Raw genomic sequence first — 22927 nt, 5'->3', positions numbered from 1 at the left:
CATTCGCTTGCCGCCTTGACGCAATTCGAATGATTTTGTGGAAGAGCTAGTTTCGGTTACGGGTGACTTTTATTACATCCGGCATGACGCGAATTTTGCGCATGATATTCGCCAGATGCACGCGGTCGCGCGCGGTAAGGCGAATAAAGGCGCTGTAAACGCGGCCATCTTTCTCTTCCGTATTCAGGCTTTGAATATTGGAAGAAGCGGTGTTGATCGCCGCGGTAAGATTCGCCAGGGCACCCTGATGGTTGAACATATCCACCTTGATTTCGGTGATAAATTCCTGCGCCGTCTCTTTGTCCCACTCGACCGCCATAAATTTCTCCGGCTCTTTCTGATAGCCGCGAATGTTACGACAGGACTCATGGTGAATAACCAGGCCTTTGCCCGGGCTGACGTGCGCGATAATCGGGTCACCGGGGATCGGACGGCAGCATTTGGCGAAGGTGATCAGCACGCCATCCGCGCCTTTAATCGGCAGATGATTATGGCCGACAGGCGCTGGCTGTACAGGCACGGCGGTGGTTTCACCCTGCTGCAGGTTTTTTGCTACCACGACGCTCATGGCGTTGCCGAGGCCGATTTCGGCCAGCAGATCGTCAAGCGTGGTCAGCTTCATGCGCTCAAGTTCACGCTGAATGTTCTCGGGCGGGATCTCGGCCAGCTTGCGGCTACCGCCGAGGGCGTGATTGAGCAGGCGGCGCCCGAGGCTTACGGAGTCGTCGCGCTTAAGGTTTTTCAGCAGCTGGCGAATTTTGGCGCGCGCTTTCGAGCTGACGACAAAGTTCAGCCATGCGGCGTTCGGACGTGCGCCCGGCGCGGTGATGATTTCCACCGTCTGGCCGCTGGAGAGCGACTGCGACAGCGGATACGGCTGGCGGTCGACGCGGGCGCCGACGCAGGCATGGCCGATGTCGGTATGCACCGCGTAGGCGAAATCCACCGGCGTCGCGCCGGCGGGCAGTTCGACAATGCGCCCTTCCGGGGTGAAAACGTAAATTTCATCCGGGAACAGATCGGATTTCACGCTCTCAATAAATTCAAATGAACTACCGGCGCTCTGCTGGAGCTCCAGCAGGCTCTGCATCCAGCGCTGGGCGCGGATTTGCGCCGTGGTGCTGCTCTCGCCGCCGTGCTCTTTATAAGCCCAGTGCGCCGCCACCCCCATTTCCGCCATCTGGTCCATGTCTTCGGTACGAATTTGTACCTCAACCGGGACGCCGTGCGGGCCGATCATCGAGGTGTGCAAAGATTGATAGCCGTTCGCCTTTGGAATGGCAATATAGTCTTTGACGCGACCCGGACGCGGCTTGTAAAGGCTGTGCATCTGGCCAAGCACGCGGTAGCAGGTGTCGGAATCATGGACAATCACGCGGAAAGCGTAGATATCCATAATCGAGTGAAAGCGCTGCTCTTTGAGCACCATCTTGCAGTAGATGGAGTACAAATGCTTTTCGCGACCGCTAACGCGACAGGGAATTCCCGCTTCCTGCAGGCGCCCTTCGATTTCGGAGAGGATCTTTTGAATCATCTCCTTACGGTTGCCGCGCGCCGCTTTAACCACCTCTTTAATGACGCGGTAGCGGTTAGGATACAGCGCCTCAAAGCCCAGCTCTTCGAGCTCGGTTTTGATGTGATGGATACCTAAACGGTGCGCCAGAGGGCTGTAGATTTCCAGCGTTTCGCGGGCGATGCGGCGGCGCTTGTCCGGGCGCAATGAGCCCAGCGTGCGCATGTTATGGGTGCGGTCAGCGAGCTTGATAAGGATGACGCGGATATCCTGCACCATCGCCATAATCATTTTGCGAAAGTTTTCAGCCTGGGCCTCTTTCTTGTCGCGAAACTTAAGCTTATCAAGTTTTGACACCCCCTCTACCAGTTCAGCAACGCTTTTACCGAAAAGCTGCTCCATGTCCTGGTAGGTGGCGGGGGTATCTTCTATCACGTCGTGCAGCAGAGCGGCCATTAGCGTTTCATGGTCGAGTTTCATCTCGGCCAGGATACAGGCTACCGCTACCGGGTGCGTGATATAGGGTTCACCGCTTGAACGTGTCTGGCCCTCGTGAGCGTCACGTGCAACGAGATAAGCCTGCCGAAGACGTTTAATTTGCTCTTCGGGCAGGTAGTTTTGAATCAGCTGATTCAGGCTTTCAAACAGATACAAGGGCGACCCGCAGTGTGATTAACGACGACCTTCAGCAATAGCGGTAACGGCTTGTAATTCAGCGGCTTCCTGCTCTTGCTGTTCCTGGCGCTCACGAACGTCGAGGATCTTGTTGTTGATCAGACCTTCTTCGATTTCGCGCAGTGCGATAACGGTAGTTTTATCGTTTTCTTCCGGTACCAGCGGATCCTTTCCGCCTACCTGCATCTGACGAGCGCGACGCGCGGCGACCAGTACCAGGTCAAAACGGTTACCAATTTTCTCTACAGCGTCCTGAACAGTTACGCGTGCCATACTTAAAATGCTCCACAGGTGAAGAAATGACTGGGCATGATACTGAATGTGGGTTCAGTCTGCCAACAGTTTGGTGATTAAAGCGCCATGTCGCTGCTTTTGGCGGCTCATGCGCAGACGTTCGGCGCGAATAATAATTTTCAGATCGCTCAGCGCGGTATCAAAATCATCATTCACAATCAGGTAATCATACTCCGCGTAATGGCTCATTTCTGCAACTGCCTGCGCCATACGTTTTGCGATAACCTCTTCGCTGTCCTGACCGCGGCCGCGCAGGCGACGATCAAGCTCATCTTTTGACGGCGGCAGGATAAAAATGCTGCGCGCGCCGGGCATTCTGTTGCGGATTTGCTGCGCGCCCTGCCAGTCGATATCGAGGAAGACGTCGACGCCGGTCGCCAGTACCTGCTCGATAGCTTCGCGCGAGGTGCCGTAATAGTTGCCAAAGACTTCTGCATGTTCAAGAAAAGCGTCTTCGCCAATCATCGTCCTGAATTCGTCGTGATTCACAAAGAAATAGTGTTCACCGTGCACTTCACCCGGGCGCGGAGCGCGCGTGGTATGCGAAACAGAAACCTGAGAGTCGTACAACGGTTGGGTTTTTAATAAAGCCTGAATCAGGCTGGATTTACCCGCGCCGCTAGGGGCGGAAACAATATAAAGCGTGCCTTGAGCCATGAGTGTCTTTTGTATGTGGTGGTCGAAATAGAGCTTACATACGAGCCTATTATACACGGCGGCACCGCGTGACGCAGTCCCTGTCACACTTTTTGCGTTCTTTCTTTCATTTTGCTTGCCGTTTCCCTGATTTCTCCGGGCGTTGCAGAAACAACGCAGAAAACCTGGATGCCTGCTCGCAGCGTTAAAAATCCCTCCTCGCGGACGAAAATACGCCTGCGGCACAATTGGTGACGAGAAAACAGGAGGGCATCGCGATGCAAAATGGAGTCTGGGCGCTGGTGCTGTGGATGCTGGTGGGAGACGGGCAGGCAGCCTGCCCCGCATGGCCGCAGGCCAGGGCCGATCGGGAGATTGAACGTCTCAGCCAGCAGATAACGGAATGGAAAAACGCCTACTGGCAGCAGGGGAGCAGTACGGTAAGCGATGAGGTCTATGACCAGCTTGCGGAGCGGCTGGCGTACTGGCGGCGCTGCTTCACCGGCGAGGCTCCCGCTCACGACGCGTCTCCTCCCCTAAAAGGGGAGGCCAGACATCCGGTGGCGCACACCGGCGTGCGTAAACTGGCAAATCAAGCCGACGTGGCGCGCTGGATGCGCGGTCAATCCGGCCTGTGGGTGCAGCCTAAAGTTGATGGCGTCGCGGTCACGCTCGTGTATCGGCAGGGGCGTCTGACCCAGGCGATAAGCCGGGGTAATGGCCTGGCCGGGGAAGACTGGACGGCCAGGGTCTTGCAGATCCCCTCCGTGCCTAAAGTCTCTGACGGCGTACTGGCGAATAGCGTTCTACAGGGTGAGCTGTTCCTGCTCCGCGAGGGGCACGTGCAAAAGCAGATGGGCGGCATGAACGCGCGGGCAAAAGTTGCCGGCATGATGATGCGCCAGCAGGCTGCGGCGGATCTTAATCAACTGGGTCTCTTTATCTGGGCATGGCCCGATGGGCCGCAGGATATGAAACAGCGGCTGGCGCTGCTGCGGCAGGGCGGCTTTATTTACAGCGCGCTTTTTTCGCACCCTGTCGCGGATGCGCAGCAGGTTGAACAGTGGCGCCAGCGCTGGTTCACTTCACCGCTGCCTTTTGCCAGCGATGGCGTTGTGGTGCGGCGGGAAAAAGCATCTCCCGGGCGCTTCTGGGTTCCGGGTCAGGGCGATTGGGTTATCGCCTGGAAATACCCGCCCGCCTCACGCGTCATGGAGGTTCGCCGTATCAGCTTTAGCATCGGGCGCAGCGGTAAAATAGCCGTGGTGGCGCATCTGGAGCCGCAGATGCTGGACGATAAGCGCGTGCAGCGGGTGAGCGTCGGTTCGGTATCCCGCTGGTACAATCTGGATATCGGTATTGGCGACCAGCTGCAAATCAGCCTTGCCGGGCAGGGGATACCGCGCATCGATTCGGTCGTCTGGCGCACGGCTCAGCGTAATAAACCCCAGCCACCGGCGGCGCGTTTCAATGCTTTAACCTGCTATTTTGCCACGCCCGAGTGTGCGGAACAGTTTCTTTCGCGGCTGGTCTGGCTCTCATCCCGATCGGTTCTCGATATTGACGGCGCGGGAGAAGCGCTATGGCGGTCCCTGCATGACGCGCGCAGCATGGAGCATCTCTTTTCATGGCTGGCGTTTACGCCGGAGCGGCTGCAAGCCATACCGGGGGTCTCGACGCTGTGCGGGCAGAGGCTGTGGCACCAGTTCAATCTTGCGCGCGAACGGCCTTTTCTGCGCTGGATCCAGGCGATGGGAGTCCCTATACCGAAGACGGCGTTTGCCCGGCTGAAGGAGGATGACTGGCGACGGATGCAGGAGCGAAACGAAGAGCAGTGGCGGCGCCTGCCGGGGATCGGGGCGGAAAGAGCGCGGCAGCTGGTGACGTTCTTACATCACCCGGATGTTGCCGCACTGGCGAAGTGGCTAAGCGGGCAACGCGTTCCGGGATTCTGAAAGCATTAATGTGCGCTATGGTTGTAGTTAAATACCGGCAGGCCCAGCTTCCAGCGCAGCGCCAGCATGCGGGCGGTAAAGCCGAACAGCAGGGTAGAGATCACCACCACATCGTGGTTGCTGACGTAATGCTGAAGCGCGATGTATAAAATCGCGGCGGCGAATGACACCCCGGCGTAAAGCTCTTTCTGGAACACCAGCGGGATACGCTTGCAGAACATATCGCGCAGCACGCCGCCAAAAACGCCGGTGATGACGGCGGCAATGGAGGCGATGACCGGGCCCTGGCCCATATCCAGCGCGATCTGGGCGCCAATGATAGAGAACACGATCAGGCCGAGCGCATCAAGCACCAGAAACAGACGGCGCAGATGCGGCATCACCGGCGCGGCAATCGTGGTCAGGACCGCAGCAATGGCGACAATAATGACGTACTCGGGGTGCTGCACCCAGCCCAGAGGATAGTGGCCGAGCAGAATATCGCGCACTGAACCGCCTCCGAGGGCCGTCGCGGTGGCAATGATAATGACGCCAAACGTATCCATACGGCGGCGCCCGGCAGCCAGCGCGCCGGTCATGGCTTCCGCAGTAATCCCAATCAGATAAAGAATATGAAGCAGCATAAATCCCCCACGGTGATGGCGGAAGGTTAACGATTTGTGCGCAAGATCACGATTGAGATTTTCTAAAGCGAATGAATTTAACCTGATTAAACTAATGCATGATAGGTTTAAATCGGCTGAATTTAACGGTTCCTTTGTCATTTATTCATTTTTAGTGATTATAAAAAGTAATGTGAAAGCCGTCGATGCGTATCGATATTGAAAACGCGATGAATACCTGTTGTTTAACTCTCGACCTTTATCCTTTTATTTTCCTCCTTCAGGGCCTGAGAAAATGACTGCAGCAGCTGGCAATAAAAACTATCTCACCCGCCTGATTGCCGTTGTGCTGACGGGGCTACTTGCCGGCATCTCAGGCATGGTTCTGGCGCTGATTTTACACGCGATTCAGCACCTGGCCTTTGGCTACAGCCCCGGGCAGATCGTGAGCGCGGAGTCATTTCTACAGGGCGTCACGGATTCATCCTGGCCTCGTCGCCTCTCGGCAATCGTCGCGGGGGGAGCCATCGCAGGATTCGGCTGGTGGCTCCTTGGGCGCTATGGGCAGAAGCGAGTCTCAATAGCGTCAGCGGTGGCAAATCCTTCGGTGGCAATGCCTGCGGGTACTACAACGATTCATGCCCTGTTGCAGATCGTCACCGTGGCGCTGGGCTCTCCGCTTGGCCGCGAAGTCGCTCCGCGGGAAATGGGCGCGCTGGGGGCAGGGATGGTGGCGCGTAAGCTGGGACTGCTGGCGGATGAAACCCGAACGCTGGTTGCCTGCGGCGCCGGTGCGGGCCTGGCGGCGGTGTATAACGTTCCGCTGGCCGGTGCGTTATTCAGCCTTGAGGTAATGCTGCTGTCGTTTAGCTGGGAAAAAACGCTGGCGGCGATTATCACCTCGGCGATTGCCGCGTGGACGGCAACGCTCGGGTTAGGCGAGGAATCGCAATACCATTTTACTTCCGACATCCTGCCGCATTCATTTCTCTGGTGGGCGATTATCGCCGGCCCCATTCTTGGCGCCGGGGCCTGGCTCTTTCGCAAAGCGACCAGCACGGCCCGCTCGCGCGTTCGAAGCAACTGGCAGATGCCGGTTTTCTGTCTGCTGGCGTTTTCCCTGCTTGCCGTCCTCAGCCTCTATTTCCCCCAGCTTCCGGGAAACGGTAAAGGGCCTATGCAGCTGGCTCTCAGCGATGAACTGGGTTTCCCCAGGGCGGCGATGCTGCTGGCGCTGAAAATGGTGGTGATTCTGGCGGTGCTGCGCGGCGGCGCGGAGGGCGGCCTGCTGACGCCGGGGCTGGCGGTCGGCGGCCTGACCAGCCTGCTGCTGTGTATGCTCTGGCAACAGCTGCTTCCCGGCGGAGATTACGGCAGTTTTGCTCTCGTCGGCGCGGCGGCGTTTCTCGCCGCATCCATGCAGATGCCGCTAACGGCGGTCGCGCTGGTGATGGAGTTCACCCACATGGATCACAGCTATCTGGCCCCCACGCTGCTGTGCGCCGCAGGGGCATTTTTAACCTGCCGGATATTGGATAAGAACTATTCCTTCTGAAACGCAGTGAAAATAAAAGGCCATGATTTACCATGGCCTTTTGTCCGTGCGTGGGTTGGCGAGCGAAAAACCGTTACTCTATATTCTGGATCTGCTCGCGCATTTGTTCGATCAGCACTTTCAGCTCAATGGCGGAGTTCGTCACTTCTGCATTGATTGATTTAGACGCCAGGGTGTTCGACTCGCGGTTGAACTCCTGCATCATAAAGTCGAGGCGGCGACCGACCGCTTCTTTCTTCTTCAGGATATTCCACGTCTCTTTCACGTGCGCTTCCAGACGATCCAGCTCTTCGGCGACGTCTATACGCTGCGCCATCAGCACCAGCTCCTGCTCGAGGCGGTTGTTTTCCAGCTGCACTTCCGCATCTTCCAGCTTGGCAACCAGACGCTCGCGCTGCCACTGCAAAATTTCCGGCATATGGGCACGTACTTTAGCTACCTCGGCCGTCACGCCATCGAGACGCTGTTCGATCAGCGCTTTCAGCGCCTGGCCTTCGGTTTCGCGGGCGACGATAAAGTCATCCAGCGCACCGTTTAACGCGCCCAGAATTTCGGCGGCAATGGCGTCCAGATCCTGTTCATGGGCCGACATCACGCCAGGCCAGCGCAGAATATCGACCGGATTGATTTCGCCTTCGTCGCTCTGCATTTTGACCCAGTTGGCGGCGTTAACCAGCTGCTTTGCCAGTTTTTCGTTAAGGATCAGCTCACCCTGCGCGCTCGGGTCCTGCTCAAAACGCAGGGTACATTCGACTTTACCGCGGGTCAGACGGGAGCGAATACGTTCACGCACCACGGGCTCCAGGCTACGGAACTGCTCCGGCAGGCGGAAGTAGGTTTCCAGATATCGTTGGTTTACCGAGCGCAGTTCCCACGCGGCGCTACCCCATTCACCCTTGATTTCACGCCGGGCGTAGGCGGTCATACTGCGGATCATAGACGTTCCTGTTTTTAAAGGAGAGTGGGGTGGATTATAGCTTTCGAGGCCTTATCAGGATAGGAATAAGCGCGCATTATCCGTATAATGCGCAGCCACATTCGTTTCAAGCCGGAGAACATCATGCGTCCAGCAGGCCGTAGCGCTAATCAAGTGCGCCCAGTAACCCTGACCCGTAACTACACAAAACACGCAGAAGGCTCCGTGCTGGTCGAATTTGGTGACACGAAAGTATTGTGCACCGCTTCTATTGATGAAGGCGTGCCGCGCTTTCTGAAAGGCCAGGGCCAGGGGTGGATCACCGCCGAATACGGCATGCTGCCGCGTTCTACCCACACGCGTAACGCGCGTGAAGCCGCAAAAGGTAAGCAGGGCGGACGCACCATGGAAATCCAGCGCCTGATCGCGCGTGCGCTGCGCGCTGCGGTTGACCTGAAAGCGCTGGGTGAGTTCACCATCACTCTGGACTGCGATGTGCTGCAGGCAGACGGTGGCACCCGTACCGCGTCTATCACCGGAGCCTGCGTGGCGCTGGCCGATGCGCTGAATAAGCTGGTCGCGGCCGGTAAGCTGAAAACCAACCCGATGAAAGGAATGGTGGCGGCGGTCTCCGTAGGCATCGTGAATGGCGAAGCGATTTGCGATCTGGAATACGTTGAAGATTCCGCGGCGGAAACCGATATGAACGTGGTGATGACCGAAGATGGCCGCATCATTGAGGTGCAGGGTACGGCGGAAGGCGAGCCGTTCACCCATGAAGAACTCCTCACCCTGCTGGCATTGGCCCGGGGGGGTATCGAATCCATTGTCACGACGCAGAAGGCGGCGTTGCAAAACTAGTTTTTAAGGCGACTGAGAAGTCGCCTTTTTTTTGTCCGTAGAAAAGTAAGATGAGGAGCGAATCCATGAAACCGTATCAGCGCCAGTTTATTGAGTTTGCGCTTAACAAGCAGGTACTTAAGTTTGGCGAGTTTACGCTGAAATCCGGGCGCAAGAGCCCCTATTTCTTCAACGCCGGCCTGTTTAATACCGGGCGCGATCTGGCACTGTTAGGCCGTTTTTACGCCGAAGCGCTGGTGGATTCCGGGATTGATTTTGACCTGCTGTTCGGCCCGGCCTATAAAGGCATCCCTATCGCCACTACCACGGCGGTCGCGCTGGCGGAACACCATGACCGCGATCTGCCTTACTGCTTTAACCGCAAAGAGGCGAAGACTCACGGCGAGGGCGGAAACCTGGTGGGGAGTGCGCTGCAGGGCCGCGTGATGCTGGTGGATGATGTGATTACCGCAGGCACCGCGATTCGGGAATCGATGGAAATTATTCAGGCCAACGGCGCTGAGCTGGCCGGCGTACTGATCTCTCTGGATCGTCAGGAACGCGGACGCGGCGAAATCTCCGCGATTCAGGAAGTTGAGCGCGACTACGGCTGTAAAGTAATTTCCATCGTGACGCTGAAAGACCTGATTAGCTATCTGGAAGAGAAGCCGGAAATGGCTGAACACCTGACTGCCGTTCGCGCCTATCGCGAAGCGTACGGCGTATAAACATCTGCCCGGCAGGCAACGGTCTGTCGGGTCGATTGCTGGCAAAACGGCCAGCCGAGGCGAGAAGAGCGCCTGGGTATCAATGCGGATAATGCCGGGCATTCCTGCGGGAAGAGATGCAGCCCTTCGGGCTGCACAGAGACCGGCGAGAATTATTTCAGCTGGGCGGCGACCAGCGGCCAGCGGGCGTCAAAATCGTCCGTCGGGCGATATTTAAACTCGCTGCGCACAAAGCGCGATAGCATCCCTTCGCAGAATGCCAATAGCTGGCTGGCCAGCAGGGCTTCATCGACGGTATAGCCTTCGCCTTCGCGCATTTTCTTTTCACGCAACACCTGACGCAGCTGAACTTCAATGCGCTCGAACAGCTGATTGATGCGGTCCTGAAGACGGTCCTGTTCAAACATCAGCGCATGGCCGGTCAGAATTCTTGTCAGCCCAGGATTACGCTCGCCAAACCCAAGAATCAACAGCACAATCAGACGCAGGCGCGCTGAGGTGTCTTTTTCATCTTTTAAAATCAAATTGATGCGCGTAATCAGGCTGTCTTCAATAAATTCAATCAGGCTGTCAAACATGCGGGTCTTGCTCGGGAAGTGCCGATACAGAGCCGCTTCGGATACGCCAACGGACGCCGCCAGTTTCGCTGTGGTAATGCGCTGACTTCCATCGCTGGATTCAAGCATTAGCGCCAGAGATTGAAGTATTTCTTCGCGACGATTCCTTTTCGCAGTTTGTTTTTCTGCCATGTTTTAAAATACCCCTGAAAAAAAGCACTTGTCAGGCAGGCACCCACAAAGCGACCGCAAGCTGTTGCCTGCGGTGATGTTATTGCATTAGTGCGCTTTGCGATGCTGGTTCCACTTCATCCTTCAGGCAGCCCTTTTGCCGGCAGCGCCCCGAAAGAGTTTTGTCTATCGCCGGGCTTATTGACGCCCTGAGTGACCGAAGCCGCCTTCGCCGCGATCGGTGGCGTCAAAATCTTCCACCAGGTTAAATTCTGCCTGCACAACGGGCACAAACACCATTTGCGCGATACGCTCGCCGGGTTCGATGCTGAAGCTCTGCTGGCTGCGGTTCCAGACGGAAACCATCAGCTGGCCCTGATAGTCAGAATCAATCAGACCGACCAGGTTACCCAGTACGACGCCGTGCTTATGGCCCAGTCCGGAGCGCGGGAGAATCACCGCCGCCAGAGAGGGATCGGCAATATGAATCGCCAGACCGGTTGGCACGAGGGTCGTTGCGCCAGGAGCCAGCTCTACGGCGTCATCGAGACAGGCTCGCAGGTCAAGTCCGGCGGAGCCGGAGGTGGCATAGGTCGGCAGCGGAAATTGCTGACCAACACGCGGGTCCAGAATCTTAACGTCGATTTTTTTCATCATAACGGGTAACGATCTCGTCGAGTAATAATTGGCCCAGGAGTTCCTTGCGCTCAAGTGGTAAGCGCTTATCTCCCTCCTGCCAGAAAAGGTGTAATGCATTGCTGTCGCTGTTAAATCCCTGATTTGGCTGAGAAACATCATTGGCGCAAATCAGATCAAGATTTTTGCGGGCTCGCTTTTGCCGTGCGTATTCTTCCACATTATTTGTTTCGGCGGCAAACCCAACGACGTAAGGGCGGTTGGCCTTAAGCGCGGCGACCCCTGCGACGATATCCGGATTTTTAACCATTTTCAGGGTTAATTCATCACCTTGTTTTTTGATTTTTTCTTCGGCGATGGCGACCGCACGGTAGTCAGCGACCGCCGCACAGCCAATAAAAATATGCTGCTGAGGCGCGCTGTTTTGCACCGCGGCTTCCATTTCCAGCGCGGTGGTGACATCAATTCTGTGTACAAACGGCGGCGTAGGCAGCGAAACCGGGCCGCTCACCAGCGTGACGTTCGCCCCGCGGCGCGCGGCGGCGGCGGCAATCGCGAAGCCCATCTTACCAGAACTGTGATTGGTGATATAACGCACCGGATCCAGCGGCTCGCGGGTGGGGCCCGCGGTAATCATGATGTTCAGATGTTGCAAATCTTTGACAGGCGAGAAATGCTGCGCGGCCATATCCACAATGGTCAGCGGGTCCAGCATCCGCCCCGGGCCAACATCGCCGCAGGCCTGGCTGCCGCTGTCCGGGCCCCAGACCAGCAGACCGCGGGCGGCAATGACGTCCAGATTATGCTGAGTGGCGGCGGCGCGATACATCTGCTGATTCATGGCGGGCACGACGGCGACCGGCGAGGGCGTAGCGAGACAAATCGTCGAAACGAGATCGTTGGCCATCCCTGCCGCGACGCGAGCGATTAGGTCGGCGGTGGCGGGGGCGAGAATGACCAGGTCGGCCCATTTCCCCAGCTCAATATGGCCCATCGCCGCTTCGGCGGCCGGGTCGAGCAGGCTGTCGGAAACCGGATAACCGGATACCGCCTGTAGACTTAATGGCGTAATGAAGGCTTTTGCGGCTTCCGTCATGGCGACGCGGACATCCGCGCCGCGGTCACGCAGGCGGCGCACCAGTTCCGGCGTTTTATAGGCAGCAATGCCGCCGCTCACGCCAAGAACGATCTTTTTACCAGCCAGACTCATCATGATTTTTTCCTGTTGCGGTACACCAGAATTCGCGCATCTTATCACAATCCTGACGGCATCGTGTGCCTCGCGGAGATACACTTTGCGAGGCGCTACGCAGGGATAAAACTTGCGTCTCGGCGGCGCAAAAAGGCTGTGCCAGGATAGCGCGCAGTGGGAAGGAGATGCCGCGATGGAAATACAAGAATCCCTCATGCCGAGGGAAAAGATGCAGCGCTACGGTATCGAAGTTTTGTCGGATATTGAGCTGTTGGCGCTATTTTTACGTACCGGTACCCGCACGCAGGACGTGATGACATTTTCGCGGGAGCTGCTACAGCGTTTTGGCTCGCTGTACGGCCTGCTATCGGCGGAGGAGTCGCAGTTTGCAGAGGTGGAAGGCATTGGTCTGGCGAAATATGCGCAGCTAAAAGGGATTGCTGAACTGGCGCGACGCTATTTTAGCCTGCGAATGACGGAAGAACCCTCGCTGGTTACCCCGTCGATGACGCGGGAATTTCTGCAAAGCCAGCTGGCCGACGAAGAGCGTGAGATCTTCATGGTGATCTTTTTAGATAATCAGAACCGGGTATTGAAACATAGCCGCCTTTTTTCTGGTACTCTTAGCCACGTTGAGGTGCATCCGCGAGAAATCGTACGCGAAGCCATCAAAGTGAACGCCGCCGCGGTGATCCTGGCACATAATCATCCATCCGGTAGTCCTGAGCCGAGCAAGGCCGACAGGTTGATTACCGAAAGAGTGATAAAATGTTGTCGATTCATGGATATACGTGTGCTGGATCACCTTGTTATTGGCCGCGGAGCGTACGTATCTTTTGCTGAACGCGGCTGGATTTAGCCCCGATCGCGCGATCCATCGGGATCTTTGTCTGTTCGGGACTTGAGCACATCGCCGAGTCAGCGTATACTACGCCACCTTTGAGAATCTCGGGTTTGGCATTTGGGCCTGGCAATCGAGAGTTCGCTTAGAACTGCGATGACCGGGCTGTAAAGCCTGACGAGGCGCCAATACCCCATACGAAGCTCGAGCTAATTTGATTTTTGGAGAATAGACATGTCCCGAGTCTGCCAAGTTACTGGCAAGCGTCCGGTGACCGGTAACAACCGTTCCCACGCACTGAACGCGACTAAACGCCGTTTCCTGCCGAACCTGCACTCTCACCGTTTCTGGGTTGAGAGCGAGAAGCGTTTTGTCACCCTGCGCGTATCTGCTAAAGGTATGCGTGTTATTGATAAGAAAGGCATCGATACAGTTCTGTCCGAACTGCGTGCCCGTGGCGAAAAGTACTAAGTACTTAGAGGAAATAAGTCATGGCTAAAGGTATTCGTGAGAAAATCAAGCTGGTTTCTTCTGCTGGTACTGGTCACTTCTATACCACCACGAAGAACAAACGTACTAAGCCGGAAAAACTGGAACTGAAAAAGTTCGATCCAGTTGTCCGTCAGCACGTTTTATACAAAGAAGCTAAAATCAAATAATTTTAGATTCCTTGTAAAGAAAAACCCCGCCTCGGCGGGGTTTTTTGTTATCAAGACTACGCTACCGTCTACACCGTTGGCGCTGGCGAACGTTTACCCCCTGCGCCAGGCGGAAGAGCATGCTGAACAATAATTGCCCTGAACCTCGTCGCTGAACGCGGTAAGATAGTGCATCCTGCCGTTTTTGTTCGAGAAAAGAATGCCTGAATTACCTGAAGTAGAAACCAGCCGCCGCGGCATTGAGCCGCACCTGGTGGGAGCCACCATCCTGCACGCCGTTGTGCGCAACGGGCGCCTGCGCTGGCCCGTTTCTGAAGAGATCTATCGTCTGAGCGACGTTCCGGTGCTCAGCGTACGCCGCCGCGCTAAATATCTGCTGCTGGAACTGCCCGACGGCTGGATTATCGTCCACCTTGGGATGTCGGGAAGCCTGCGTATCCTGAGCGAAGAGCTGCCCGCGGAAAAACACGATCACGTGGACCTGGTGATGAGTAACGGCAAGGTGCTGCGCTATACCGACCCGCGTCGTTTTGGCGCCTGGCTGTGGACCAAAGCGCTGGAAGGGCATCCGGTGCTGGCGCATCTGGGGCCGGAGCCGCTGAGCGATGAGTTCAACGCCGATTATCTGCAGGCGAAGTGCGCGAAGAAGAAAACCGCGATTAAGCCCTGGCTAATGGATAATAAGCTGGTGGTTGGCGTGGGCAATATCTACGCCAGCGAATCGCTCTTTTCGGCGGGTATTCACCCCGACAGGCTGGCCTCTTCGCTGTCGCGCGAGGAGTGCGAGCAGCTGGTGAAAGTGATTAAGCTGGTCCTGCTGCGCTCCATCGAACAGGGCGGGACGACGCTGAAAGATTTCCTGCAAAGCGACGGTAAACCGGGCTACTTTGCCCAGGAGCTGCAGGTGTATGGCCGCAAGGGCGAGCCGTGCCGCATTTGCGGGACGCCGGTTATCGGCAGTAAACACGCCCAACGGGCGACGTTTTATTGTCGCCAGTGCCAGAAGTAAAGTGCGGGGGTTGCCGTGAACCCGGCTTGCGCTGCGCTTAGCCGGGCTACAGGGCTGCGCTTGGTCCGGTAGCCCGGACAGATGCGCAGCATCGCCTCCGGGAAGAGCCCGATGGCGCAGGATTACAGCTTCTTCAGCAGCGCCTGGTGAACGTTTGCCGGCAGAAAGTGAGAGACATCGCCCTGGTGGCGCGCCACTTCTTTCACCAGCGAAGAGGAGATAAACGACCACTCTTTGCACGGCATCAGAAACACGCTCTCCAGCGTCGGCATCAAATGACGGTTCATATGCGCCAGCTGCATCTCATATTCAAAATCCGCCACCGCCCGCAGGCCGCGAATTAAAATATTCGCCTGCTGCGCGCGGGCAAAATTGGCCATTAAATCGCTGAAGCCAATAACCTCAACGTTGACCAGATGCGCCGTTGCCTGGGTGGCCAGCGCGATGCGCTCGTCGAGAGTGAACATCGGCTTTTTGCTCGGGCTGGCGGCGATAGCCAGCAGCACCTTATCGAACATGCTGGCCGCGCGGGTGACGATATCGATATGGCCGTTGGTGATAGGGTCGAAGGTTCCCGGATAGATCGCTTTTGTGCTCATAATGACACTTTCTCCGAGTAGCCGCGGCTCAGGGCCCACAGCTCGGTGTATTTATTAAACGTGTATTGCGCGTTGACCACCGCTAGCAGCCAACCTTGTTTCCCATCAAGAATGCCCCCGCGCAGCAGCAGCGTTTTCACAAAGGCGCCCAGCGTATGGCCGAAGATAGCGGCCAGCGAGGTCTTTTTGCCTCTCTGATGGCGCTCCTGCGCCCAGGCGGCGGCGTAGGCCAGCTGCTTTTGCTGAAAGCCGGAGAAATCACGGCAGGTCAGATGCAGCAGGTCGCCCGCGAGTTCGATAACCCGCGCGCCCTGGGCGTCGAGAGATTCGTGGACCAGATTATCGTTATAGCGGTAACGGTCGCGTTCGTACAGGCGCATCACGCGGTCGGGGTACCAGCCGCTGTGGCGCATAAAGCGGCCAAGGAAATAGTTGCGCCGGGCGATGCTGTATATCGCGCCGGTTTGCGGCGCGGCCAGCACGCTGCGGATAGACTGCGCAAGCTCCGGAGTGACGCGCTCGTCGGTATCGATCATCAGCACGTAGTCGCCGGTGGCGTAGGCCTGGGCGCGCTGGCGCTGAATACCGTAGCCCTGCCAGTCGCGATCGACATGCACCTGAACGCCCTGGCTGCGGGCGAGTTCGACGGTGTTGTCGCTGCTGCCGGAATCCAGCAGCACTATCTCATCGGCCCAGCTTACCGACGCCAGACAATCAGGCAGCAGATCCGCCGCGTTTTTGGCGATCATCACGACCGAGAGTCGAGGCGACATTAGTGGCTCCGCTGCGGCAGATAGGGTTGCAATAACTGTAGCAGACGGGAGAGCGCGCCCTGGTTTTGGTGCAGAACTTCCACCGCATGGCGACCGTACCACAGACGGTAATCCTCATCGGTCAGCAGGTTAGACACCTGCGTTACCAGCGAGTCGGCGTCGGTGACGGTAATCAGTCCATCGTCCTGCTGCAGCTTGGCGCAGATATCTTTGAAGTTGAACGTGTGCGGACCCATCAGTACCGGTATCGCATGGGCGGCGGGCTCCAGCGGGTTATGGCCGCCGCGCTCCACCAGGCTACCGCCGACAAACGCGAGGTCGGCAATACCGTACAGCAGCATCAGCTCGCCCATGGTATCGCCAATCACCACCTGGGTACTGTTCGACGGGATTTCGCCGGTGCTGCGCAGGGTGTAGCTCATTCCCGCTTTCTGCACCATCTCGCGGGCGTCGCCGAAGCGCTCCGGATGGCGCGGGACAAGGATCAGCAGCAGGTTGGGGAAACGCTCCAGCAGCTGCTTATGCGCCTGAAGAATAATTTGTTCTTCGCCGTCGTGGGTGCTGGTGGCAATCCATACCTGGCGATGCGGCGCCCACTGGCGGCGCAGGGTGATGGCGCGAGCCGCCAGCTCTGGCGTGACCGAAATATCAAACTTCAGGCTGCCGGTGACCGCCAGCTGATTGCGTTTCAGGCCAAGAGCGATAAAGCGGCTGGCGTCTTCTTCATTCTGCGCGGCGATAAGGGTAATGCGGCTCAGCAGCCGACGCATAAATTTCCCCAGTTTGGCATAGCCTTTCGCCGAGCGTTCGGAGAGGCGGGCGTTGGCGATTACCAGCGGGATTTTACGCTTATGCAGCGTGGCGACCATGTTCGGCCACAGTTCGGTTTCCATGACGATAACCAGCTTCGGCTGAACGGTATTGAAGAAACGGTTCATCGCGCCGGGCAGATCGTAAGGCAGATAGACGTGATGCACGTCTTTGCCGAAAGCGGACATGGCGCGTTCAGAGCCGGTTGGCGTCATGGTGGTGACGGTGATCGGCAGATAGGGGTAACGGTGGCGTAGCGCGCGCACCAGCGGAATCGCCGCCAGCGTTTCACCTACGGAAACGGAATGCAGCAGGATGCCACCCGGTTCTACCTTGTTCTGGCAGAAGCCATAACGTTCCTTCCAGCGTTTACGATAGGCAGGGGCCTTACGGCTGCGTAACAGCAGTCGCAGCCACACCAGCGGCTGAATGAGGTAAAGTAGGGCGGTATAAAGCAATTCCAAGCGATTTATCCGTATTTATGTTTTTGCGGGCAAATTCTAAGCATTTAACCCGCGTAAAGCTATCTCTTTGGCGGAAACTAAGGGATTCAGTATTAAGCCGCGTCGCGATAGCGCTTGATGCGCAGATAGCGGCGTCCAAGACGCCAGCGCAGACGGAACGTACGGGCGTTTTTCCAGATCAGGCGCCAGATACCGCGGTCAAAGAACTCTTTAATGATAATATGCTTTTTTGACTCATCTTTCATGCTATCGAAGGTATGAATAATCCCCAGCCCCTCTTTGGCGATCTGCCAGCGGCAGGCGGAAATATCGCGAACCTTGTCCGGATAACGCTGGTTGATGGCGTCCAGCATCTCAAGAATCTTCATATAGTGGCGCGCTGAACGCATCAGCGTGTCGTCGTTGTCCGGCTTATGCGACACCGATTCCGAGTGAATATAGTAATCGTAGAACTGTTCGCTGGTGTACTGCACGCGTTCTGCCGCCAGCAGCACTTCGGTGGTCCAGGGAATATCCTGATGGCGCAGGCCAGGCTCAAAGTGGAAGCGGTGGCTGGCGATAAACTCCCGGCGGTAGATATTCAGCCAGGTGACATGCAGGAACTTACGAGAATCCAGCGCCTGCTTTAACCAGACGTGGCCGGGCAAAACGCCGGTCGACTGTAGCCGGTCCAGCGGGAAAATAGGATGGATATCTTTTTTCGTCTCGTAGACGTAGCGGCCGTTGCAGGTGGCGACGTCTAGATTGCCCTTTTCCGCCATCTCCAGAAGCGTACGGTACATGCCCGGGTAAAGCTTATCGTCGATATCCGGGAAGGTCAGGTACTTACCCGTCGCCGCGGCGAGGCCGGTATTGCGCGCCACCGACACGCCCTGGTTTTCCTGCTCCAGCACGAGCACGTTTTGCAGGCGGTCTTTCCACTGGTCGATAACCGCAAGGCTGCCGTCCGTCGACCCGTCGTTCACCAGGATCAGTTCATAGCTTTCCAGCTGCTGTTGCTCAAGGCACTCAAAGAATTGCGCAAGGAATTTTTCGCCGTTATAGACGGCGGCTACGATGCTTAGTAAAGGCGTTTGACTCATAACTCATTCGATCCTGGTTGAATAACGGCGTCAGGCGCTGCGCAGCTGACGATACTGCTGACAAATCGATGCCACGCTGAACTTCTCCAGCGCCGCTGCGTCGATGGCCGGCGGGCTATGGTAAATGCTTTGCATCGTCTGAGCCAGCGCCGGGCTGTTGAGATCCGCCAGGCCACGCGACAGCTCGCCGGTGAGGATCTCGGTCACGCCGCCCGGGCAGCGGGTGCTGGCGACCGGCGTATCCAGCAGCAGCGCCTCAACCACCACGTTGCCAAAGCCTTCGCTATCGGAGCTGAGGACCAGCATCCGCGCGCCTTTAATCCACGGCAGCGGGTTTTTCTGGAAGCCCTTAAACAGGACGCGATCGGCAACCTGTAGCTGCTGCGCCAGCTGGCGCAGGCGCTGTTCTTGTTCCGGTTTTCCCTGCCCCAGCAGCACCAGCGGCGCATCGATACCGCTTTGCGCATAGGCCTCAATCAGGCGGTCGTGGCGTTTACCGGGATGAAAGCGGCCCACGTGGATAATATAGTCGCCGTCGGGGCGCTGGCTGGATTCTTCGGCCGCGGCGCGCAGCGCGGGGATATCAAACGGGTTATAGATGGTTTTAAGCTGGGCAGGGCGAATAGCGAACTGCTCGACCAGGTCTTGACCTACCGCATCGGAGACGGCGACGACGTTGCGTCCCCGGTAAACGCGCCCGATTTTCTGCTGTTTCAGCCAGCGGTCAAAACCGCTGCGGTGTCCGAGATAGGACGCGGAGAACACGCCGTGCAGGCAAAACCAGACGTTGCGCCCGTTCAGCAGGCGGCTGCGGGAGACAATGCGGTCGGTTTTATGCAGATTCGAGAGCACCAGATCGAAACGGCCCTGCTGTTCTGCTTTCTCGATTGCCGCATCAAGCTGGCGCGCGCGCCGGGACAGCTCCGTCAGCTTGCGCCACGGCTTGCGGCAGCGATCGTCGATGACCTGATAATCCAGCCCTTCCGGCAGCGGATAATCGCAGACGTCGCGCAGGGAAAAAAGCGATACCTGTTCACCCTGGCTAAGAAAATGCGCTGCCAGCGTCAGCACGACTTTTTCCGCGCCGCCGCCGGGCAGGCCGTCGATAACAAACAGTATGCGCATCGTTATTTCACCAAATCCTGATAGAGGGAGAGCAGCTGCGCCGAGAGACGTTCGCTGGTGCAGGTCATGATGCGCTCGCGGGCGCGTTCGCCTTGCGCAGAGCCTAACGCCCGGGTGGGCAGGGCGCTAACCGACTCCTGCAGGGCCGGGATATCCAGCGCATCGCAAACGTAGCCATTGCTGCCCTGAACAATAAACTCCGCGCCGCCGCAGCCGGTAGTGGTAATCACCGGCAGGCCGCAGGCCATCGCTTCGAGAATGACGTTGGGAAACGGATCGTACAGCGTCGGCAGCAGCAGGCCGTCGGCCATCTGATAGAACGGCAGGGTTTCCGACTGCATGCCGAAGAAGCGCACCCGCTCCTCGCAGTTCAGCGTTTTCGCCAGCTGCTGATAGCGGCCCTGCTCTTTATCTTTGCCCACCACCAGCAGGTAGCGGTTGGTCGGCGCGATGGCGCGGATCGCCGCATCCAGCCCCTTGCGCTCAAAGCCGGAGCCGACGTAGATCAGGCAGGTCGCCTGGATCGGCAGATTCCATTTGGCGCGCAGCGCGACAAAGGCTTCTTCCGTCGGCGGCAGAAAACGCTGGTTATCGATAGCGTTATAGATGACGTGGATTTTTTCCGCCGGCAGGCCGAAGTCTTCAATAATCTCGCGTTTAATCATCTCCGCGTTGCAGATAACGCCGCGCAGGTGCGCGTCCTGGTACATGTCGCGCTCGGCCTGCATTACATAACGATGGTAGCGGTCGGCAAACAGCAGGCGGCTTTTCCAGCCGGGCAAAATGCGCGAGCGCTGCTGCAGCCAGCGGCGGTGCACGCCGTCTCCGGCGCGGTACAGGTCGCAGCCGGGGATACGCTCGTGGCTTTGCACCAGATCGAAGGCTTCGCGCTGCCACAGCTGGCGGGCGGCGTCGGCAAATCCTCGCTCGCGGCTGATCCGCCCCCATTTGCGCGGATTGCAAATGTGGATGTTCCACTCGGGCTTCACCGGCCCCTGCCATTCGCGGGTGATGACGTTCAGTTCAAGATCGCTGTCGTCGAGGGCTTCCAGCGCGCGGGAGACAAAGCGCTCCGCGCCGCCGTCCGGGCGATACTTCTGGCGTACCAGAGCCAGCCTGAATTTACTCATGCCAGTACCTTTTTCGCCGCCGCGATAACCGCGTCGGTGGGGATTAAATCGAGAAAGCGTTCGTTGGTGTTGGTATCAATGTCGTCAGGATCGGGAATCGATCCGAAATCACCCGCCCAAATCACCTCACCCTGCGCCTGCCATGGACGCCAGAAGGTGAGCTTGGAGGGGCCGAATAGCGCCACCAGCGGCGTACCGAGCGCGGCGGCCATATGCATCGGCACGGAGTCGACGCCGATAAACAGGCGGGCATGGTCGATGACGGACGCCAGCCGGCGCAGGGTGAGCAGCCCGGCGAGGGAGTGCAGGCGAGCATTGGGGCAGCCCGCCATAATGGTGTCGATCATCTGCTTCTCTCTGGCGTCAGGGCCGGAGGTCAGCACGACCGGGTAGCCTGCTTCAGAAAGCGCGTTTATCAGGGCGCTCATCCGCCCTTCGCGCCAGCACTTAAAGAACCAGCGGGAGGTTGGCTGAATGACGATATAGTTATCCTGAAATCCTGCCGGCAGCAGCGCGCGGCTGGCGCGCCAGTCCTGCTCGCTGTAGCCCATCGTCGCCGGCGCGTCAGCAATATCCAGCCCAAGCGGCGCCAGAATCGACAGATTCTGCTGCACGGTATGCAGCTGGTTATGCCGCTCGGTTGAGGCGAGGGCGGTATGGCAAAAACGCCAGGCCGGGTGGCGACGCTTCGGAAAGTCAAAGCCGATACGGATGGCCGCCCCGGTCAGTTTGGTGATGATCGCGCTGGGCCACTGATCGGCAAGATTGAGCACCATATCGTAGCGCTGCTGGCGGAGCGTGCGAATCAGCCGCCACTCCATCTTCAGCTGATGGCCGGCGCCCTGTTTTTTCCAGCGCCGGTCAATGCCGTAAATGTGGCGGATATCCGTATTCGCTGCGAGCATATCCCGGGTTTCTTCATAAAGCAGCACATCCACGCTGGCGGCGGGATATTGCTGCTTAAGTGCGTGAATAAGCGGCGTTATCAATAACATATCGCCATGATGGCGAAGCTTAATAACCAGGATTCGCGCCGGGTTCACGCGGCCGGAAGTGCGGGTTTCAGGCGTCATTCTCTATTCTTCATTCAGGGGCAGGGCTCCGATTCTAGGGGATCAGATAGATTGAGAGAAGCCTTGTCTTGCTCTACCATGACCCGATACGTATGGCCTGAGGACGTTTTCGTGCACAAACCCGCATTTCTCATCACCATTGATACAGAGGGTGATAACCTCTGGCAAAAACATGACAGCATCACCACCGAGAATGCGCGCTATCTACCGCGTTTTCAGCAGCTTTGCGAAAAGTATGGTTTTAAACCGGTCTGGTTGACCAACTATGAAATGGCCATCGATCCGGTTTATATCGAATTTGCCAAAGATGCGATCGCCCGGGGAACCGCGGAAATCGGTATGCATCTCCACGCGTGGAACAGCCCGCCGACCGATCCGCTCACCGATGACGACTGGCGACATAAACCGTATTTGATCGAGTACAGCGATGCGGCGATGCGGGCAAAAGTCGACTATATGACCCGCCTGCTGGAGGACACCTTTCAGACCAAAATGGTCAGCCATCGCGCCGGGCGCTGGGCGTTTGACGAGCGCTACGCGCGTCTGCTGGTGGAGTATGGCTATCTGGTGGATTGCTCGGTTACCCCGAGGGTGAACTGGAAAACGGCGAAAGGCGCGCCGCAGGGCGACGGCGGTACCGATTACCGTCATTTCCCGCAGCACGCCTATTTTCTTGACGAGAATGATATCCGTCGTGAAGGGCAATCATCGCTGCTGGAAGTGCCGATGAGCATTCAGTACAAGCATTCCGCGTGGATGAATAGCCTGAAGCAGGGCTACGATCGCCTGCGCGGCAAAGTACGCTCGCCGTCGGTACACTGGCTGCGTCCGATGGGCGGCAACGTTGAGACGATGAAAAAAGTGGTCGAACAAACGTTGACTCAGGGTAATGACTACGTCGAATATATGCTCCACTCTTCAGAGTACATGCCCGGCGGCAGCCCAACGTTTAAAAACGAGCAGGATATCGAGCGCTTATATGCCGATCTGGACGCTTTTTTCAGCTGGCTGGCGCCGCAGGTGAAGGGAATGACGTTGGCGGAGTACTACCAACAGAAACTCACACAGCGATAAAAGATCACAACCAGGTAC

General features: G+C 57.4%; 24 protein-coding genes. 9 read left to right on the top strand and 15 right to left on the bottom strand.

The features are described from left to right. Window positions 1–46: 46 nt before the first annotated feature. The 3 genes from spoT to gmk are packed head-to-tail and all read right to left on the bottom strand — an operon-like array spanning window position 47 to window position 3139. Entirely contained in the window at window positions 47–2167 is a 2121-nt protein-coding gene (gene spoT, locus CDA56_RS00540) for a bifunctional GTP diphosphokinase/guanosine-3',5'-bis pyrophosphate 3'-pyrophosphohydrolase (RefSeq protein ID WP_004855514.1), read from the bottom strand. An 18-nt stretch (window positions 2168–2185) separates the two neighbouring features. Further along, window positions 2186–2461, bottom strand: a complete 276-nt coding sequence (rpoZ, locus tag CDA56_RS00535) for a DNA-directed RNA polymerase subunit omega (RefSeq protein ID WP_004106927.1) — start codon at window positions 2459–2461, stop codon at window positions 2186–2188. 54 nt (window positions 2462–2515) lie between these two features. Further along, window positions 2516–3139: a guanylate kinase gene (gmk, locus tag CDA56_RS00530; RefSeq protein ID WP_004106926.1), complete on the bottom strand. Its 624-nt coding sequence runs from the start codon at window positions 3137–3139 to the stop codon at window positions 2516–2518. A 257-nt stretch (window positions 3140–3396) separates the two neighbouring features. On the opposite strand from gmk, the gene ligB reads away from it, so the two are divergent. Continuing rightward, complete coding sequence (gene ligB / locus CDA56_RS00520; RefSeq protein WP_102803690.1) at window positions 3397–5073, top strand: NAD-dependent DNA ligase LigB; 1677 nt, start codon at window positions 3397–3399, stop codon at window positions 5071–5073. Between the two features lie 5 nt (window positions 5074–5078). Here the strand turns inward: ligB and CDA56_RS00515 are convergent, their stop codons facing one another. After that, window positions 5079–5696 carry a trimeric intracellular cation channel family protein gene (locus CDA56_RS00515; protein ID WP_014227255.1) on the bottom strand — a complete coding sequence of 206 codons (618 nt, stop codon included), beginning with the start codon at window positions 5694–5696 and terminating at the stop codon, window positions 5079–5081. Between the two features lie 274 nt (window positions 5697–5970). Here CDA56_RS00515 and CDA56_RS00510 point away from each other — a divergent pair, with 274 nt between their 5' ends. Next, window positions 5971–7230, top strand: coding sequence for a chloride channel protein (locus CDA56_RS00510; protein WP_102803689.1), 1260 nt, complete (start codon window positions 5971–5973; stop codon window positions 7228–7230). Between the two features lie 73 nt (window positions 7231–7303). On the opposite strand, the gene CDA56_RS00505 is transcribed toward CDA56_RS00510, so the two are convergent. Next, entirely contained in the window at window positions 7304–8167 is an 864-nt protein-coding gene (locus CDA56_RS00505) for a YicC/YloC family endoribonuclease (RefSeq protein ID WP_004126669.1), read from the bottom strand. A gap of 123 nt (window positions 8168–8290) precedes the next feature. Here CDA56_RS00505 and rph point away from each other — a divergent pair, with 123 nt between their 5' ends. Together rph and pyrE are read left to right on the top strand one after the other, a co-directional pair. Then, window positions 8291–9007: a ribonuclease PH gene (rph, locus tag CDA56_RS00500; protein WP_004106921.1), complete on the top strand. Its 717-nt coding sequence runs from the start codon at window positions 8291–8293 to the stop codon at window positions 9005–9007. A 65-nt stretch (window positions 9008–9072) separates the two neighbouring features. Next, a complete protein-coding gene (pyrE, locus tag CDA56_RS00495; protein WP_004855508.1) occupies window positions 9073–9714 on the top strand; it encodes an orotate phosphoribosyltransferase in 642 nt (213 codons plus the stop codon). Window positions 9715–9866: 152 nt separating this feature from the next. Here the strand turns inward: pyrE and slmA are convergent, their stop codons facing one another. The 3 genes from slmA to coaBC all read right to left on the bottom strand — a co-directional run bounded on the left by slmA (window position 9867) and on the right by coaBC (window position 12288). Continuing rightward, window positions 9867–10463, bottom strand: a complete 597-nt coding sequence (gene slmA / locus CDA56_RS00490; RefSeq protein WP_004855507.1) for a nucleoid occlusion factor SlmA — start codon at window positions 10461–10463, stop codon at window positions 9867–9869. 177 nt (window positions 10464–10640) lie between these two features. Next, a complete protein-coding gene (gene dut / locus CDA56_RS00485) occupies window positions 10641–11099 on the bottom strand; it encodes a dUTP diphosphatase (protein ID WP_004855506.1) in 459 nt (152 codons plus the stop codon). Then, on the bottom strand, window positions 11077–12288 hold the full coding sequence (gene coaBC, locus CDA56_RS00480) for a bifunctional phosphopantothenoylcysteine decarboxylase/phosphopantothenate--cysteine ligase CoaBC (RefSeq protein ID WP_014227252.1): 1212 nt from the start codon (window positions 12286–12288) through the stop codon (window positions 11077–11079). Before coaBC ends, dut begins: the two co-directional genes overlap by 23 nt. 175 nt (window positions 12289–12463) lie before the next feature. Between coaBC and radC the strand changes: the two genes are divergently transcribed. The 4 genes from radC to mutM all read left to right on the top strand — a co-directional run bounded on the left by radC (window position 12464) and on the right by mutM (window position 14779). Beyond that, entirely contained in the window at window positions 12464–13129 is a 666-nt protein-coding gene (gene radC, locus CDA56_RS00475) for a RadC family protein (protein WP_004126657.1), read from the top strand. Window positions 13130–13345: 216 nt separating this feature from the next. Beyond that, entirely contained in the window at window positions 13346–13582 is a 237-nt protein-coding gene (rpmB, locus tag CDA56_RS00470; protein WP_002436699.1) for a 50S ribosomal protein L28, read from the top strand. 20 nt (window positions 13583–13602) lie between these two features. After that, window positions 13603–13770, top strand: coding sequence for a 50S ribosomal protein L33 (rpmG, locus tag CDA56_RS00465; protein ID WP_003024094.1), 168 nt, complete (start codon window positions 13603–13605; stop codon window positions 13768–13770). A gap of 199 nt (window positions 13771–13969) precedes the next feature. Continuing rightward, the gene (gene mutM / locus CDA56_RS00460; protein ID WP_014227251.1) at window positions 13970–14779 is read left to right on the top strand and encodes a bifunctional DNA-formamidopyrimidine glycosylase/DNA-(apurinic or apyrimidinic site) lyase; all 810 of its coding nucleotides are present in this window, start codon (window positions 13970–13972) and stop codon (window positions 14777–14779) included. Between the two features lie 122 nt (window positions 14780–14901). Here mutM and coaD read toward each other — a convergent pair whose 3' ends face one another. From coaD to rfaQ, 7 genes are all read right to left on the bottom strand, one after another. Then, window positions 14902–15378 carry a pantetheine-phosphate adenylyltransferase gene (coaD, locus tag CDA56_RS00455; protein WP_004106901.1) on the bottom strand — a complete coding sequence of 159 codons (477 nt, stop codon included), beginning with the start codon at window positions 15376–15378 and terminating at the stop codon, window positions 14902–14904. Further along, on the bottom strand, window positions 15375–16151 hold the full coding sequence (locus CDA56_RS00450; protein WP_046876802.1) for a glycosyltransferase family 2 protein: 777 nt from the start codon (window positions 16149–16151) through the stop codon (window positions 15375–15377). The genes coaD and CDA56_RS00450 overlap by 4 nt, the downstream gene beginning before the upstream one ends. Further along, window positions 16151–17425, bottom strand: a complete 1275-nt coding sequence (gene waaA, locus CDA56_RS00445; protein WP_014227249.1) for a lipid IV(A) 3-deoxy-D-manno-octulosonic acid transferase — start codon at window positions 17423–17425, stop codon at window positions 16151–16153. Before waaA ends, CDA56_RS00450 begins: the two co-directional genes overlap by 1 nt. A gap of 92 nt (window positions 17426–17517) precedes the next feature. After that, a complete protein-coding gene (locus CDA56_RS00440; RefSeq protein ID WP_032751704.1) occupies window positions 17518–18507 on the bottom strand; it encodes a glycosyltransferase in 990 nt (329 codons plus the stop codon). 30 nt (window positions 18508–18537) lie between these two features. Further along, window positions 18538–19632, bottom strand: a complete 1095-nt coding sequence (locus CDA56_RS00435) for a glycosyltransferase (protein ID WP_103814452.1) — start codon at window positions 19630–19632, stop codon at window positions 18538–18540. A gap of 2 nt (window positions 19633–19634) precedes the next feature. After that, the gene (locus CDA56_RS00430) at window positions 19635–20762 is read right to left on the bottom strand and encodes a glycosyltransferase family 4 protein (RefSeq protein WP_064374915.1); all 1128 of its coding nucleotides are present in this window, start codon (window positions 20760–20762) and stop codon (window positions 19635–19637) included. Beyond that, window positions 20759–21835: a putative lipopolysaccharide heptosyltransferase III gene (rfaQ, locus tag CDA56_RS00425; RefSeq protein ID WP_103814454.1), complete on the bottom strand. Its 1077-nt coding sequence runs from the start codon at window positions 21833–21835 to the stop codon at window positions 20759–20761. The genes CDA56_RS00430 and rfaQ overlap by 4 nt, the downstream gene beginning before the upstream one ends. Before the next feature lie 111 nt (window positions 21836–21946). On the opposite strand from rfaQ, the gene CDA56_RS00420 reads away from it, so the two are divergent. After that, the gene (locus CDA56_RS00420) at window positions 21947–22909 is read left to right on the top strand and encodes a polysaccharide deacetylase family protein (RefSeq protein WP_004855488.1); all 963 of its coding nucleotides are present in this window, start codon (window positions 21947–21949) and stop codon (window positions 22907–22909) included. Window positions 22910–22927: the final 18 nt, after the last annotated feature.

The sequence above is a fragment of the Klebsiella michiganensis genome, from assembly GCF_002925905.1.
GTDB classification, from domain to species: domain Bacteria; phylum Pseudomonadota; class Gammaproteobacteria; order Enterobacterales; family Enterobacteriaceae; genus Klebsiella; species Klebsiella michiganensis.
This window is presented reverse-complemented; position numbering and strand designations above follow the sequence as displayed.

Bases quoted from the DNA above. Each gene is read 5' to 3' on its own strand.
- pyrE (WP_004855508.1), top strand. From the start codon at position 9,073: ATGAAACCGTATCAGCGCCAGTTTATTGAGTTTGCGCTTAACAAGCAG.
- CDA56_RS00450 (WP_046876802.1), bottom strand. From the start codon at position 16,151: ATGTCGCCTCGACTCTCGGTCGTGATGATCGCCAAAAACGCGGCGGAT.
- CDA56_RS00505 (WP_004126669.1), bottom strand. From the start codon at position 8,167: ATGATCCGCAGTATGACCGCCTACGCCCGGCGTGAAATCAAGGGTGAA.
- rph (WP_004106921.1), top strand. From the start codon at position 8,291: ATGCGTCCAGCAGGCCGTAGCGCTAATCAAGTGCGCCCAGTAACCCTG.
- ligB (WP_102803690.1), top strand. From the start codon at position 3,397: ATGCAAAATGGAGTCTGGGCGCTGGTGCTGTGGATGCTGGTGGGAGAC.
- CDA56_RS00435 (WP_103814452.1), bottom strand. From the start codon at position 19,632: ATGCGCATACTGTTTGTTATCGACGGCCTGCCCGGCGGCGGCGCGGAA.
- gmk (WP_004106926.1), bottom strand. From the start codon at position 3,139: ATGGCTCAAGGCACGCTTTATATTGTTTCCGCCCCTAGCGGCGCGGGT.
- CDA56_RS00515 (WP_014227255.1), bottom strand. From the start codon at position 5,696: ATGCTGCTTCATATTCTTTATCTGATTGGGATTACTGCGGAAGCCATG.
- coaBC (WP_014227252.1), bottom strand. From the start codon at position 12,288: ATGAGTCTGGCTGGTAAAAAGATCGTTCTTGGCGTGAGCGGCGGCATT.
- mutM (WP_014227251.1), top strand. From the start codon at position 13,970: ATGCCTGAATTACCTGAAGTAGAAACCAGCCGCCGCGGCATTGAGCCG.
- coaD (WP_004106901.1), bottom strand. From the start codon at position 15,378: ATGAGCACAAAAGCGATCTATCCGGGAACCTTCGACCCTATCACCAAC.
- CDA56_RS00510 (WP_102803689.1), top strand. From the start codon at position 5,971: ATGACTGCAGCAGCTGGCAATAAAAACTATCTCACCCGCCTGATTGCC.
- rpoZ (WP_004106927.1), bottom strand. From the start codon at position 2,461: ATGGCACGCGTAACTGTTCAGGACGCTGTAGAGAAAATTGGTAACCGT.
- rfaQ (WP_103814454.1), bottom strand. From the start codon at position 21,835: ATGACGCCTGAAACCCGCACTTCCGGCCGCGTGAACCCGGCGCGAATC.
- slmA (WP_004855507.1), bottom strand. From the start codon at position 10,463: ATGGCAGAAAAACAAACTGCGAAAAGGAATCGTCGCGAAGAAATACTT.
- rpmB (WP_002436699.1), top strand. From the start codon at position 13,346: ATGTCCCGAGTCTGCCAAGTTACTGGCAAGCGTCCGGTGACCGGTAAC.
- radC (WP_004126657.1), top strand. From the start codon at position 12,464: ATGGAAATACAAGAATCCCTCATGCCGAGGGAAAAGATGCAGCGCTAC.
- CDA56_RS00440 (WP_032751704.1), bottom strand. From the start codon at position 18,507: ATGAGTCAAACGCCTTTACTAAGCATCGTAGCCGCCGTCTATAACGGC.
- rpmG (WP_003024094.1), top strand. From the start codon at position 13,603: ATGGCTAAAGGTATTCGTGAGAAAATCAAGCTGGTTTCTTCTGCTGGT.
- dut (WP_004855506.1), bottom strand. From the start codon at position 11,099: ATGATGAAAAAAATCGACGTTAAGATTCTGGACCCGCGTGTTGGTCAG.
- CDA56_RS00430 (WP_064374915.1), bottom strand. From the start codon at position 20,762: ATGAGTAAATTCAGGCTGGCTCTGGTACGCCAGAAGTATCGCCCGGAC.